The following is a 13,974-nucleotide window of genomic DNA, read 5'->3' on the forward strand; positions in this document are numbered from 1 at the left end:
GGCGCAAAGTGGGGGAATTGTTGTTTGTTCGCCAAGATGCAGTGAGTGGCAGCGTCTTGCCTCGAATGGATGCGCCAGTTTGTGGACTAGCGCTCTAAGCTTGATTCTTCTAATTTAGGAATGAGTCGCTTGAGATCTTCTAGATAGCCTTCGCTCTTGAGATTATCGACGGTGAGTTGCAGCTCTTCGTTACTCATTGAAAAGCAGCTAGATTTTCCCGTCATTAAGCTCAAGTACTCGTGGTAATCAAGCTCGGTAAAGTGCCCAACACGGTCGACCAGTAGCGATTTGATGCCGTGGTGGATTAAGCCGTAATAAGTGTGTCGATGAATATCCATAGTAATTACTCCCAAAGGTATGGATGTGACATCCGATTGTCGTTTGGAAGTAACTAAGCATAATCAATGCCAATACGTGGTTCTAGCTAACCGGCAGTTCAAGCTTTACTTTCATCAACTCTGCTAAGGCATTCTTTGTAGTGGGTTTTTCCAATCTGCCATCCATCAGCATTGCCATCTTTTCAATGTCCGCAGGAGAAGATTCGCCCGACAATGCAATGATTGGTGTCGTCGGCGTGATCTTCTTGATCAAAGCTGTAGCTTCAAAACCGTTCATTCGTGGCATTTGGATATCCATCAATATCAGATCGATGGGATTGGATTTGCAGATGCTCACGGCTGACTCACCGTCATTAGCCTGTATGGTATGCATGCCTAATTGGCTGAGATAGAGTGTGACTAGCGCGCGTTGTATCTCTTTATCATCAACCACTAACACTGTTTTTCCTGCCAATGTTTTGCTTGGTTTATTAGGGTAACGAACACTTGATTTCTGATTATTTGATGCTTTAAAAATCGGACCATTCGACGACTGTTTTACCTCATCCAGCCGAACCGATTGAACAGGAAAGTGCATAATAAACTCAGTGTACTGACCCAATTCAGAACGACACTCAATGCGGCCACCAAAAGACTCCATCACTCTGCGACAATAACCTAAGCCTAAGCCACTACCGCCAGATTTTTGATGTGAGTAAAAATCGTCGAAAACCCGTTGTACATAGCGGCTATCAATTCCTGGCCCAGTGTCTCTGAAAATTACTTGGTTCTCATGGGTGTCAGTCAGAGTACTGATTTCAATCTGACTCTCAGGATAAGAGTCAAAATAGTAAATGGCGTTTCTTAGCAAATTGAAAATAACGAAGTTAAACAGGGTATCGTTGATGTTGGCGACAAAATCTTCCCCATCATTGAGCTTAACTCGGTCTCTGATTGAGTTAGACTCAAAACCATAGCGATTCAATGCTTGCTCGATGGCAACTCGAATTGAGCTTGGTGAAGCGGCTTCTTGCTCTAGAGAGGAATCGTTGACTTCACGCAAAATGATGTCGATGAGTTGACGTCCCCTCAGTACAGCAAGATCTCCAGCTTCAAGATACTCTTGCATAAGGCTTGTATCTGATTTGTTCCTTACAAGCTCTGCAAGGTGCTCCAATTGAAGCTGGACTTGAGCAAGTGGGTTTCGCATTTCATGCGCGATAGAGTTAGCTAACGCTTGGCTTTGTTTTACTTTTCTGTCTGCATCAATAAGATTTTGTATTCGTTTGAGCAGTTTTTGCAGGGCGGAGATTTCTTCTATAGTAAACAGACTGTTGTCGAGCTTATGTGAAGAAATAAGTACATGTGTGAAAGATTCGTTCTGATCAAATAAGGGCAAGACCAAACCTATTTGGCTAGACTTCATTGTTTGATATAGGTTGTGAAGTGGACTGCTTGTTGGCGATTCTTGGCTAGGCAGCTGGTCTTCAACTTCTTCGGCAATAAGTACAGTTTTATTAGAGTCAATATAGTCTTGATAAAAAGCTCGGTGATCGGTGTTCGTAACGATTTCTAGCTGTTCATAAGGAATATTGAGTTGTTTTGCGAGATTTTTTTTGCCTAAATCAATCGATGATTTGAAATCTTTTTCGATAGATAGGATCTGAGATACAGGAGAGGAAGTTTGGCCATATACTAATAGCGCAGTATAGCTAGAGACATAATCAAAAATTCGTCTCCATGATAGACCAATAAAAGCGCACGCTAACAAAGTGGGAACTACTTCATGGTAGTTTACGAATGGTAAATAAAATAGTGACAGTACGCCAGTGTACACAATGGCACATAGTCCGACAGAGGTAATACAGTAAATCATATATCGGATACTATAAAAGCGAGATGTAATTAGTGCGTAACCAACGAAAAGTAACTCACTAATTGATAAAGCGGGAGGTAGCCACGTTAGACTGAAATCGTTGAAGTAATATGTCATTATAAAGTGGATTAGGCAGGTCGATGCCATAAAGACAATGATGCCAAATACCATATACTTTGACCGAAGCTTCATAATTCTACGGTTAGAGCTTTTCAGTTTTATTAGATTATAGATTGTGGCGAGTATGAGTATTATGATGCTCAGGAAGAATAGTTGAGTGTATTCTCCGAAATAGAGCTTAAAGACGCCTGCAGATTGAAAGCTAACACCCTTTATGGCTGTGTTGGGTAATATATTGACAGTCAAAGATGCCAAAGAAGTAATAAGTATAATGCCTTTTTGCCAGCTGAGTAGGTGTGGAGTTTCATTTCCTAGTACACAAGAAAAAGCAAAAGCAAATGTAAAAGCGCCAAAAGATGAGATATTGGCTAATAAGGCAATATTGACCGTCGTCTGATTTTCAAACTGTAAAGGTAGCTCGGTTTGGAAATAGATGTTGGTTACTATCCATAAAAGAATACTCTTTGTATAGAGTATATAGTAAGTGTATTGGCTATGTGTTACGGTCCCTTTTTTCTCAGAAGCGTAAATGAAGGTCGCAAGCCAAATGGCAACAACGATCGCTGCCAAAGATAGAATCAGCAGCTCTCCGGAAATATACGTGTTTTCTTCGACCCAAAACATCATTTAAGCCCTTTCTTTCCTCTAAGAGCTCTTCGAGTAAACTCTCTAAAAGTAGTATCTTCTAGATCTTGGCTAATTTCGTCGAGATGAAGTATTCCTTTGCAAATAATGTTATCAACAACTTTTAATGTGCTGATGTTTGTATAGCTAAGTCTCGGAGATGAGTTGTAGTATCTCAGCATTTCTTCATTGTCAGTTATACTGAACGCAAATTTAAATCGGCTACGTAATAAATTGGAAAGTTTTAGTAATGAAGTATAGAGTAGATAGAGTCTTTGTTTCCTTTCACCTGAAATAGTGAGTCTAATCACTTCACAAGCCGGAAAGTTAGAAGGTAGTTTCTTAAGGATTATCTGGTCAAAATTCGCCTTTTTACGATCCAGATTGATATCTTCAGAGGTTTCTAGAGCTTCTAATGCTTGATTGTAGTTATCCCATTCCCAGTTTTCATTGCAGAAGTAACTTGAAAGATATAACCACTCATCTTTATTACAAGTTGTCTGTACGCACGCGGTGGAAACAAGATATCTATAGCTGTCATGTTTAAAGAACATTACAAAATGACAGCCTTGGTTTGAGCGGCTTAAATCGAATAATATTTCAAACCATTTTTGATCTTTGACTAGTGTACATAAGTTAGTCAATAGAATAGCGTCGGCTAGCAGGAGAGCTTGATCGGAAAACGGTGTGAGGTATAGGTGACGGTCATCTCTAACTTCGTCAAGAAGTTCGGCGCGATACGAATGTTCGTTTGAGGGGAGAGTAATTGGTATATCGACGCTTGAAGTTTGCTTACTTCTTTTCAAAACCTTGTATGACTCATAGTCACACAAGAAATTCCCCCAATGCTGATATTGCCTATGGATCTTTTTCTCTAAATCAAAGCTTTCTTTACTCTGTCCGGGAAGACTTTCTTTGATGACATTCTGATACTCCTCAGATTCAAACAAGTCATTGAGACTAGCGTTTGCTAACCATGAATATCGAGTCCGAGCAATCAGTATGCGGGTTCTAGCAATGTCTCTTGTCTTGATAGATGCATGCTTGTCATGCTCTTCAACTAACAAGAATAACGGTATGTTATTCGATTTGTGGGGTGAGTTATGTAGCCTAGCTGACGTGTTATCTAAAATATTCAAGGCAAATATCCTTTTGCTCTTTGATGTATTAAGCCAAATCATTTTATTGTTTGGAGGACATGTTAATTAGGATAAAACGGTATGAATAGCTTAGATTCCAAAATCTAAATGATACTTCGCACAAATGCGCAGTGAAACGCGTTCCGTATTGAAATTTATGAAATGAAGTGTCATGAATATCGATAGGTAATAAAAAACCAGTAGCGAGGCTACTGGTTTTTTCATATCTGAAAGAGGAGATTCAGATTAAGCGTTTTGTTTCTTCAGCTCAACGCTGTCTTCAGCAGTGTCTTCTACCAATGAATCAACAATCACAGCACATGCCGCATCACCAGTGATGTTTAGCGCTGTACGGATCATGTCAAATACGCGGTCAAGAGCGAACAGTAGTGGTAGGCCTTCAATTGGAATGCCTGCCGCTAGTAGTACCGCTACAACAAGGAAAGACGGACCAGGAACACCTGCTTGACCTACAGCACCTAGTGTAGAGGTCACAATGATTGCAATGTACGCACCCATTGATAGGTCAATGTTGAACAGCTGAGCAAAGAAGATTGCGACTAGGCCGTAGTAGATTGCGTTACCAGACATGTTAATTGTTGCGCCTAGCGGCAGTACGAAAGAAGCGGTTGAGTTACGTACGCCAAGTTCGTTCTCTACCGTATCCATCGTTACTGGAAGAGTTGCCATAGAAGAGGCTGTTGATAGTGCAACGGCTTGTGGCTTTTTCATCACCGTTAGGAAGCGTTTTGCTGAAGTCTTAGTGAAGATCTGAATCATCAGCGGGTAAGCGACAAAACCAAAGATTAGGATTGCAGCAATGTAAACTAGGAACAGTTTGAACACGACCATCAATGCGCCGAAACCAAAAGTACCGACTGCTTCTGCCATTAGACCAAATACGCCGATAGGAGCGATGATCATAACTTTGTTGATCATCCAAACCATTGCGTCAACGATAGTGTTTACACCGTTGATGATTGGTGTGCGCTTCTCTTCTGCTTGCTTAGAGATTGCGATACCGAAGAACAGACAGAATACTAAGATTTGAAGAATGTTTGCTTCGTTCAGTGACTGGAAAATGTTGTCTGGGATCATACCAGTGATGGTCGCCCAAAAAGTAGGAAGTTCACCTTTAGAAGCGTACTCTGCAGAGAACATGCCTTCTACGCCCGATACGTCAATTGCAACACCTGGTTTAAACACTTCACCCATTACAAGTGCAAGTGCTACTGCTAGTGCTGAAGTCAACGCAAAGTAACCTAGCGTTACCATGCCAACCTTGCCTGCGTTTTGACTGTTACCAAGGCCTGCAGCACCTGAAATCAATGCCACTGCGACTAGAGGGATTACAAGCATCTTGATCAAGTTGATGAAGATTGCACCCAGTGGAGCGAAGACAACGGCGCTGTCGCCCATCATGGCACCAACAGCAGTACCAATGAACATTGCGATAACAACCTGTACGCCAATGTTGCCTAGTAAATTCTTTTCTTTTAACACTTCCATAACCTCTGTGCTATATAAATTTAAAATTCCAGTATTTATAACCACATTGAAATATTGTGATAGATAAATATTCGGTTTGTTTTTACAGGTATATCGAAATTTTAGCAACAGTTAGAATGGTGATTTCGTGGATTTAGTAACAAAAAGTCACTTAATTGAGGAAAAAAAACGCACAAAGCAATCGTTTGCTATTTGCATGGTAGTGTTTTTGGGCTTGTTTGATTGATTTGGTGAATTATATTTGTCGGACTGTTAAAAATTTAAAGACAAAAAAACCGATAACCCCATACAAAGTGGTTATCGGTTGTTTTTGTCAAATTGGGCGAGTCGATGCTATCGCTTGGTTGCCGCTTTCATGTTCGCAACAAACGTTTTTAACTGACCAAGCATCTCTTCAGGTTGTTCCACATTGCTTTCGATGATTTTTACAACCGCTGAACCCGAAATTGCACCTGCAGCGCCTGCGTCTAGAGCTTGCTTCACTTGTTCTGGTTGAGAAATACCAAAACCAAGCAGGGCAGGTGGCGCGTTGTGTTTGTTCAGCTTTGCAAGCATATTCCCTACAGGCATGTTTGCTTTGGTTTCAGCGCCAGTTACACCTGCACGTGATAATAGGTACGTGTAGCCACCACCAAGTTCTGAAACTGACTTCAATGTTTCATCGCTAGCCGTTGGCGGTGCAATGAAGATTGGATGAATGCCGTGTTTGTGCGCAGCTTCAACAAATTCTTGGCTTTCATTCGTTGGAACGTCAGCGATCAAAACAGAGTCGATACCTGCATTTGCACAACGCTCGTAGAACGAGTCGATGCCTCTCGAGTAAACCAAGTTTGCGTACATGAGTAGGCCGATTGGTAGATCAGGGTACTGCTGACGAATTTTAGAGATTTGCTCAAAGCAGATGTCAGGAGTCGCACCAGAGTCCAAAGCACGGATGTTCGCGCTTTGAATCGTTGGGCCATCCGCTAGTGGATCAGAGAAAGGAATGCCAAGTTCAAGTGCATCTGCACCGCCTTCAACTAACGTCTGCATGATCTTTAGTGATTGTTCCGCATTTGGATCGCAAACGGTCACGAATGGGACAAACGCACCTTCGCCTTTTTCATTTAGGCGCTCGAACATGTTTTCATAGCGAGTAGATTGGTTGCTGCCCATTAGATTGCTCCTTTTGCTTCTAGGATGTCGTGTACAGTGAAGATGTCTTTGTCACCACGACCAGATAGGTTAACGACAAGTAGTTGTTCTTTCGTTGGGTTCTCGCGCGCCATACGAAGGGCGTGAGCGAGGGCATGAGAAGATTCAAGCGCTGGAATAATACCTTCACTGCGTGCAAGTTCTTGGAATGCTTCTAGTGCTTCATCGTCTGTTACGTTGTCGTATTCTGCGCGACCAATCGCATTTAAGTGCGCGTGCTGTGGGCCAACAGACGGGAAGTCTAGGCCTGCAGATACCGAGTAAGACTCTTCAACCTGACCGTCTGGGTCTTGCATCAATGGTGCTTTCATACCAAAGAAGATGCCTGTCTTACCGTGTTTCAAAGGAGCACCGTGTTGGTCGGTATCAATACCTTTACCCGCAGGCTCAACACCGATTAGACGAACTGTTTCTTCTTCGATGAAGTCAGCAAACATGCCGATTGCATTTGAACCACCACCAACACAAGCAATAACTGCATCAGGAAGGCGACCTTCGCGCGCTAAAATTTGGTTCTTCGTTTCTTCACCAATCATGCGTTGGAAATCACGAACGATGGTTGGGAATGGATGAGGACCTGCAGCTGTACCTAATAGGTAATGGGCGTCTTCGTAAGTAGCAGACCAGTCACGTAGTGCTTCGTTACACGCATCTTTCAAAGTAGAAGAGCCAGAGTGAACAGGAATCACTTCTGCGCCCATTAGCTTCATGCGGAATACGTTCGGGCTTTGGCGTTCGACGTCTTTTGCACCCATGTATACGCGACATTTAAGACCGAGTAGAGCACACGCTAAGGCAGTAGCTACGCCGTGCTGACCAGCACCTGTTTCGGCAATGATTTCGTTTTTGCCCATGCGTTTTGCAAGAAGTGCTTGGCCCAGTACTTGGTTGGTTTTGTGCGCGCCACCGTGTAGAAGGTCTTCACGCTTTAGGTAAAGCTTGGTTTTAGTGCCTTTGGTTAGGTTGCGTGTCAGTGTTAATGCCGTTGGGCGACCAGCGTACTCTTGAAGAAGAGTCATGAACTCGCTGCGGAATGTTGGGTCTTCTTGAGCATCAATAAATGCTTGCTCAAGCTGCTCTAGTGCAGGGACCAGTATTTGCGGAACGTATTGACCGCCGTATTCGCCAAAGTAGGCATCGAGTTTAGCCATGGTTCTGTATTCCTTTTAATTCTTAAATGCAGCCGCACTTGAGCGCGGCTCGCTATCAATATTGTCTAATTGCTGCAAATGCTTGTTGCAGCTTCTGCGCGTCTTTTTTGCCTGGAGAGGACTCAACACCTGAATTTAGGTCAAGCCCTAGGCAGCCAAGTGACGCTGCTTTCTGTGCGTTGAACGGCGATAATCCACCGGCCAACATCACGTTGTTTTCATTAGGGATTAATGACCAGTCGAAGACTAGACCTGTCCCCCCAGATTGTGTCCCTACTTGTGTATCCAGTAGATGACGATCAACATTCTCTTGGAACAATTCAGGCGACTCGCTGGTTACGCCATAGGCTTTCCAAATCTCTACAGATGCATCAAGCTCGCCACGCAACGTGTTGATGAAAGCCTGATCTTCTTTGCCATGTAACTGAACGGCCTTTAAGCCTAATTCAGATACGTGCTGGCTGATGAACTCGACATCATGGTTTTGGAACACCCCAACATATTTCAGAGGTGCGCCGCTCATGGTGAGTCTTGCTTGCTCAAGGTCAACAGCACGCTTGGATTGCTCAACAAAGATCAGTCCACCGAACACAGCGCCGCTTTGGTACGCTTTGGACGCTTCATCCGCATGTGTCAAACCACAGACTTTGTTTTCGCCTAACGTTACTTTTCGTACTGCTAGCTCAAGGTTGTCTTCCGCCATTAGCGAGCTGCCAATCAAAAAGCCGTCTGCATGGTTTGCCAAATCGCGAACTTGCTGATGGGTATAGATACCCGACTCGGAGATAACAACGGCTTCAGGGGCTAACTCTCGCAAAAGCGGGGCTAGCTCTTTAGTACGGTTTAGGTCTGTTGAAAGATCGCGAAGGTTACGGTTATTGATACCGATGACTTTCGCACCTAAGGCGACAGCTCTATGGAGCTCTTGCTCGTTACTGACCTCGGTAAGGATGCCCATGTCGAGTTCGTGAGCGACTTTTTCTAGCGCTTTGTACTGCTCATCATTGAGAACCGATAGCATTAATAAAATGGCATCCGCATTGTGATGACGAGCCAAATAAACTTGGTAAGTATCAATCATGAAGTCTTTGCACAAAACTGGTTGCACGACTTGGCTACGAACTTGATTGATGAAGTTAAAATCGCCTTGGAAATACTTCTCGTCAGTCAGTACCGAAATGGCATCTGCATGACGGTTATAAACCGATGCGATGTAGTCCAGATCAAAATCCTCACGGATAAGCCCTTTGGAAGGAGATGCCTTCTTACACTCAGTGATGAATACGGTTTTTTCTTGCTGCTTTTGTTGCTGTAAAGCAGAGTAAAAACTGCGGTCAGAAGCCGTAATGCCATCAATGAACGTCTCTAGTGGTTGAGATGCTTTACGCTCTTCAACCCAGATATGCTTGTCGGCAACAATTTTCGCCAGTACTTCAGCCATTTCTGCTTCTTGAACAGAAACGTGCTCGGATAATTGTTGAGTAGAATCAGTCATGATTATTCCTATGCGCCTGTTTCTGTTATGCGTGTGCGGCGAGCTTTTGAACAAGCTCGTATGCTTTTCCGCTGTTCATTGCATCAATCGCTTTCACCGTGTTCGCTTTGAGATCTTCGTGACCAAATAGACGCATCAGCAGAGCCACGTTTACTGCGACTGCTCCTACTTGTGCTGGTGTGCCTTTACCCGTCAGGATATTGGTGATGATGCTTTGTTCTCTTCTGGAGCACCGCCCTTGATCGCTTCAAGCGGGTATGACTCAAGACCAAAATCGTCAGGAGTCAGCGTGTATTCAGTAATCTTACCGTCTTGGATCTCTGCAACCGTTGTTGAACCGTGAATCGCCACTTCATCTAGACCACTGCCATGAACGACGGCAGCACGTTTCATGTTCATTTTCAGCATGGTTTCAGCGATAGGGCGAACTAACTCTTCGCTGTAAACGCCCATCAATTCGATGTTTGGCTTAGCAGGGTTAATCAGTGGGCCAAGAATGTTGAAGATGGTGCGAGTTTTCATAGTTTGGCGTACTGGCATCGCATGGCGAACACCACCGTGATATTGCGGGGCAAACAAGAATGCTACACCTAATTGGTCAACAGCAGTGCGCGTATCTTCTGGGCTCATTGCTAGGTTGATGCCAAACGAGTCAAGTAGGTCAGAAGAGCCAGATTTGCTGGAAACGCTGCGGTTGCCATGCTTTGCCACTTTCAGCCCGCAAGCCGCTGCAACAAACGCTGCTGTTGTCGAAATATTGATAGTGTCGTGGCCGTCGCCGCCGGTACCCACAATGTCGGCAAAATCGTAATCAGGGCGAGGGAAGTCTTTAGCGTTGGCAAGAAGCGCCTGCGCTGCACCTGCAATTTCTTGTGGCGTTTCACCTTTTGATTTTTAGCGCGGTTAAGGCGGCAGTCATCAAGATTGGATCCAGTTCACCACGAATGATGATATCAAACAGTTGCTGACTCTCTTCTTGGCTTAGAGACTGCTGTTCATATAGTTTATTAATGATACTTTCCATGCGGTGATCTCCTATTTTCCGTTTGTCTCTAAGTCTGTCTTTGGTTTTGAATCGATGTTTTTATTCGCTGAATTTTCTAGTGCCCAGTTTATGGCGTTTCCAAGCAGTGTCGCACCGTAGGTCGTCATAATAGACTCAGGGTGGAATTGGAAGCCACATACCTTATCTTGTTCGTGGACAACTGACATCACCAAACCGTTTACTTCTGCCGTGACTGTCAATGCCTCTGAAACTTCAGTTGCAACCAGTGAATGGTAGCGAGCAATAGCTAATGGGGATGGCAAGTTGTTGTATGTTGGATGATTGTCATGCTCCATCATCGATACTTTGCCATGAATGATTTCGCCAGCACCAGCAACCGTGCCACCATATGCTTCAACAATCGCTTGGTGGCCAAGACAGATACCAATCATAGGTACTTTGCCTTTGAGGCGTTGAATCAGCTCTGGCATGCAGCCAGCTTCCGAAGGTGCGCCAGGGCCTGGTGATAGTAGAACTACAGGTTGCTTTAAACCTTCCAATGCCTGTTCAATGGTCGACACGTCAATGCTGTTGCGATAAATTTTTACCTCGTGGCCTAGAGAGCGAAACTGATCCACGAGGTTGTAGGTAAATGAGTCGAAGTTGTCGACAAAAATAATATTGGCCACTTTGCTACTCCTTATGCGCTGCTTGAATAGCAGAGATGACGGCTTGAGCTTTACCGCGAGTTTCATCGGCTTCCGCTTGTGGGTCTGAGTCGAATACCACGCCGGCACCCGCTTGAACATTGGCGATGCCATTTTCGACGTAAGCTGAGCGAATAACGATACAGGTATCTAACGTGCCTTCGCCGTTCAGGTAGCCCACAGCGCCACCGTAGCTACCGCGTCTAGTTTTTTCTACGTCGCGAATAAGCTGCATAGCGCGAATTTTAGGAGCGCCAGTTAGCGTACCCATGTTCATACAAGCTTGGTATGCGTGTAGAGCATCAAGATCTTCGCGAAGTTGACCAACAACACGCGAAACCAAGTGCATCACGTGACTATAGCGGTCGACTTTCAAAAGGTCTGCAACGTGACGTGTGCCTGCTTGAGAAATACGAGCCACATCGTTACGAGCCAAATCGACCAGCATCATGTGCTCCGCGTTCTCTTTCATGTCAGTGCGAAGCTCAAGTTCGATACGGCTATCAAGATCGAAATCGATTTGGCCATTGGCATGTTTACCACGACGGCGAGTTCCGGCAATCGGGTAGATTTCAACTTGGTTTGTGTTCTTTTCGTATTTCAGCGCGCTTTCTGGAGAGGCACCAAATAGTGTGAATAGCTCATCTTGCATGTAGAACATGTAAGGGCTTGGGTTACTTTGTTTAAGCTCTTTATACGCAGCCAGAGGCGATGGACAAGGTAGAGTGAATCGTCTTGACGGTACCACTTGGAAAACATCGCCTTTAACGACGTATTGTTTCAGGTCGCGAACCGTATCGCAGAAGACTTTATCTGAGATGTTGGTTTCAACTTCTACGTTTGGCAGCTTTGTCGCCTGAGGAAGTGGTTTAGGTGCGGCGCAGGCCTGCATGATTTCTTCTAAGCGCTGCTCTAGACGAGACTCTGCGCTGTCATCACTTTCGAATAAGCTCGCTTGAAGCTGACACTGCTCGGTTTGATGATCGACAACCAACAATGTTTCCGCGACGTAGAAAACATAGTCGGGACATTGGTTCGTCTCACTAGCATCACCTAGTGGTTCGAAGTTTGCGACAAGGTCATAAGCAAATAGGCCGGCTAGGAAGATACTGTGCTCTGGCTTATTTGCGCGGTCAAAACTGTGTTGAATTAAACGCAGAGCATCAAAAGAAGAAGCCTCTCTCAGGCGTGAGTCTTCATCAAGCGTATCGCATGGCGCTTCAAACTGCAGTGTGAGTGATGAGGTTTGGTAATCGGCTTTAATCGCGTCATCAATATTCTGCTCAACCAATTTAAGTAGGTTTACACCATTGTCAGTTAAAGCCGTCATTGTGACGGTGTGACCGTAACAAACGATACGAACGGCTGAATCGACGACTAAAAGGCTTTTCAGATCTTGCTTTGAGTCAATTTCAGCAGACTCAAGAAGTAAGCTGTCGCGCTTGTTTTCACAAAGAGTGTGAAACAAGCTTGTTGGGTCTTGCGAATACGGAACTGAAGCTTCAATGACTTTCAGATTCCCTAATTTATTAATTGTGATGGCCTTGTTCACAAGACCTCCTTATATTTCATTTGAAAGCCAACGTTGAGCTGTACATACTCGCATAAAGCAAACGTTGACCCAATCAAGATACGACACAAATTGTAGATTGTTTGAGCACTTGATTGTGAGGTATACGACAAAACAAAAAAAGCCCGCTTTAGAAGCGGGCTTAATATGGAATTTCTTACTTTCAGAAATGCACAACTGCCCACTTGGAACCTGACCAAGTGCGCCACCACACAAGAATGCTCTTACCCATATTAAGGGCAGCGAATGCATTTTTTGCTTTCGGAGCTAGGTTAAATTCTTGTAACATGACGGACCTTAAAATCGACATTTCGTATCTGTGTACTAGTTAACTAGTACCCGAATAAAAAGTCAACCATTAAAGAGCAAAAAATGCGAATAGATTTACACAGCCACACCACCGCTTCTGATGGAAGACTTACTCCCCATGAACTCATCGACAGAGCTACCGAGTTTAATCTCGATGTATTGGCAATCACTGACCATGACACCCTAGAGGGTTTGCAACCTGCTCATGAGTATATTGCTGATCAGAAACTGCCACTAAAACTCATCGATGGCATCGAAATCTCAACGGTTTGGCAAAACAAAGATATCCATATTGTCGGTTTAAATGTGGATAGAAACTCTCCTGAACTCCTCGCGCTGATCAGTCAGCAGCAAAACCATCGAAAAGAGCGTGCCGAGCTGATTGCCCACAGGTTAAGTAAAGCGACTCGTGAAGGTGTACTTGAAGAGGTCAAGCTTATCGCGGGTGATGCTCCAATTACGCGAGCACACTTCGCTAAATGGCTAGTTGATAATGATTATGTGAAGAATATGCAGCAGGTATTCAAGAAGTATCTGACGCGAAACAACCCGGGTTATGTGCCACCAAACTGGTGCTCAATGAGCGAGGCAGTGGATGCCATTCACGCAGCTGGTGGCGTCGCCGTATTAGCTCATCCCGGTCGATACGGGCTTACAGCTAAGTGGTTAAAACGCTTGTTAGCCGCGTTTGTCGAAGCGAACGGTGACGCAATGGAAGTGGCACAGCCCCAACAAGCGCAACAAGAAAGACGCAACCTGGCAGATTATGCTATACAATACAAACTATTAGCCTCTCAAGGCAGTGACTTTCATTACCCATCTCCGTGGATGGAGCTGGGAAGGAACTTATGGTTGCCCTCAGGCGTCACGTCTGTTTGGCACGATTGGGGAATTGAACCTAAGCCAACTGATTGTTAGTAAAGAACTACTTAGATAAGACTTATTTAGATAAGGACAGTGGCTAGGATTATAGAGTCG

The 13,974-nt window shown here is 44.4% G+C and carries 11 protein-coding genes, 1 pseudogene and 1 other annotated feature; of the genes and pseudogenes, 1 reads left to right on the forward strand and 11 read right to left on the reverse strand.

The window, feature by feature from the left end; all coding sequences use genetic code 11:
* Positions 1–86: 86 nt before the first annotated feature.
* The 11 genes and pseudogenes from UA76_RS04790 to trpL2 form a co-directional block, all read right to left on the reverse strand.
* Positions 87–338, reverse strand: a complete 252-nt coding sequence (locus tag UA76_RS04790) for a hypothetical protein (RefSeq protein ID WP_047043639.1) — start codon at positions 336–338, stop codon at positions 87–89.
* An 82-nt stretch (positions 339–420) separates the two neighbouring features.
* Entirely contained in the window at positions 421–2,193 is a 1,773-nt protein-coding gene (locus UA76_RS04795) for a hybrid sensor histidine kinase/response regulator (protein ID WP_238322186.1), read from the reverse strand.
* A gap of 743 nt (positions 2,194–2,936) precedes the next feature.
* On the reverse strand, positions 2,937–4,076 hold the full coding sequence (locus UA76_RS04800; protein WP_047043641.1) for an acyl-homoserine-lactone synthase: 1,140 nt from the start codon (positions 4,074–4,076) through the stop codon (positions 2,937–2,939).
* 246 nt (positions 4,077–4,322) lie between these two features.
* A complete protein-coding gene (locus tag UA76_RS04805) occupies positions 4,323–5,585 on the reverse strand; it encodes a dicarboxylate/amino acid:cation symporter (protein WP_047043642.1) in 1,263 nt (420 codons plus the stop codon).
* A 333-nt stretch (positions 5,586–5,918) separates the two neighbouring features.
* On the reverse strand, positions 5,919–6,740 hold the full coding sequence (gene trpA, locus UA76_RS04810) for a tryptophan synthase subunit alpha (RefSeq protein ID WP_047043645.1): 822 nt from the start codon (positions 6,738–6,740) through the stop codon (positions 5,919–5,921).
* Positions 6,740–7,930 (reverse strand): tryptophan synthase subunit beta, encoded by a 1,191-nt coding sequence (gene trpB / locus UA76_RS04815; RefSeq protein ID WP_047043647.1) that lies wholly within the window; start codon positions 7,928–7,930, stop codon positions 6,740–6,742. The genes trpA and trpB overlap by 1 nt, the downstream gene beginning before the upstream one ends.
* A gap of 55 nt (positions 7,931–7,985) precedes the next feature.
* Positions 7,986–9,425, reverse strand: coding sequence for a bifunctional indole-3-glycerol-phosphate synthase TrpC/phosphoribosylanthranilate isomerase TrpF (gene trpCF / locus UA76_RS04820; RefSeq protein WP_047043649.1), 1,440 nt, complete (start codon positions 9,423–9,425; stop codon positions 7,986–7,988).
* Between the two features lie 25 nt (positions 9,426–9,450).
* Positions 9,451–10,449, reverse strand: a pseudogene (gene trpD, locus UA76_RS04825) (anthranilate phosphoribosyltransferase).
* Positions 10,450–10,460: 11 nt separating this feature from the next.
* Entirely contained in the window at positions 10,461–11,099 is a 639-nt protein-coding gene (locus UA76_RS04830) for an aminodeoxychorismate/anthranilate synthase component II (RefSeq protein WP_047043651.1), read from the reverse strand.
* A 4-nt stretch (positions 11,100–11,103) separates the two neighbouring features.
* Entirely contained in the window at positions 11,104–12,669 is a 1,566-nt protein-coding gene (locus UA76_RS04835) for an anthranilate synthase component 1 (RefSeq protein WP_047043653.1), read from the reverse strand.
* A 133-nt stretch (positions 12,670–12,802) separates the two neighbouring features.
* Positions 12,803–12,904: a sequence feature (Trp leader region), on the reverse strand.
* Entirely contained in the window at positions 12,851–12,997 is a 147-nt protein-coding gene (trpL2, locus tag UA76_RS25140; RefSeq protein ID WP_084705469.1) for a tryptophan operon leader peptide, read from the reverse strand. It overlaps the preceding feature by 54 nt.
* Before the next feature lie 62 nt (positions 12,998–13,059).
* Here trpL2 and rnm point away from each other — a divergent pair, with 62 nt between their 5' ends.
* Positions 13,060–13,914 carry an RNase RNM gene (rnm, locus tag UA76_RS04840; protein ID WP_047043655.1) on the forward strand — a complete coding sequence of 285 codons (855 nt, stop codon included), beginning with the start codon at positions 13,060–13,062 and terminating at the stop codon, positions 13,912–13,914.
* Positions 13,915–13,974 lie beyond the last annotated feature (60 nt).

It is taken from the genome of Vibrio mexicanus (genome assembly GCF_001012815.1).
GTDB classification, from domain to species: Bacteria; Pseudomonadota; Gammaproteobacteria; order Enterobacterales; family Vibrionaceae; genus Vibrio; species Vibrio mexicanus.

Coding starts and splice junctions, on each gene's coding strand:
- rnm (WP_047043655.1), top strand. CDS start 13,060: ATGCGAATAGATTTACACAGCCACACCACCGCTTCTGATGGAAGACTT.
- trpB (WP_047043647.1), bottom strand. CDS start 7,930: ATGGCTAAACTCGATGCCTACTTTGGCGAATACGGCGGTCAATACGTT.
- trpCF (WP_047043649.1), bottom strand. CDS start 9,425: ATGACTGATTCTACTCAACAATTATCCGAGCACGTTTCTGTTCAAGAA.
- trpA (WP_047043645.1), bottom strand. CDS start 6,740: ATGGGCAGCAACCAATCTACTCGCTATGAAAACATGTTCGAGCGCCTA.
- trpL2 (WP_084705469.1), bottom strand. CDS start 12,997: ATGTCGATTTTAAGGTCCGTCATGTTACAAGAATTTAACCTAGCTCCG.
- UA76_RS04790 (WP_047043639.1), bottom strand. CDS start 338: ATGGATATTCATCGACACACTTATTACGGCTTAATCCACCACGGCATC.
- UA76_RS04805 (WP_047043642.1), bottom strand. CDS start 5,585: ATGGAAGTGTTAAAAGAAAAGAATTTACTAGGCAACATTGGCGTACAG.
- UA76_RS04795 (WP_238322186.1), bottom strand. CDS start 2,193: ATGATTTACTGTATTACCTCTGTCGGACTATGTGCCATTGTGTACACT.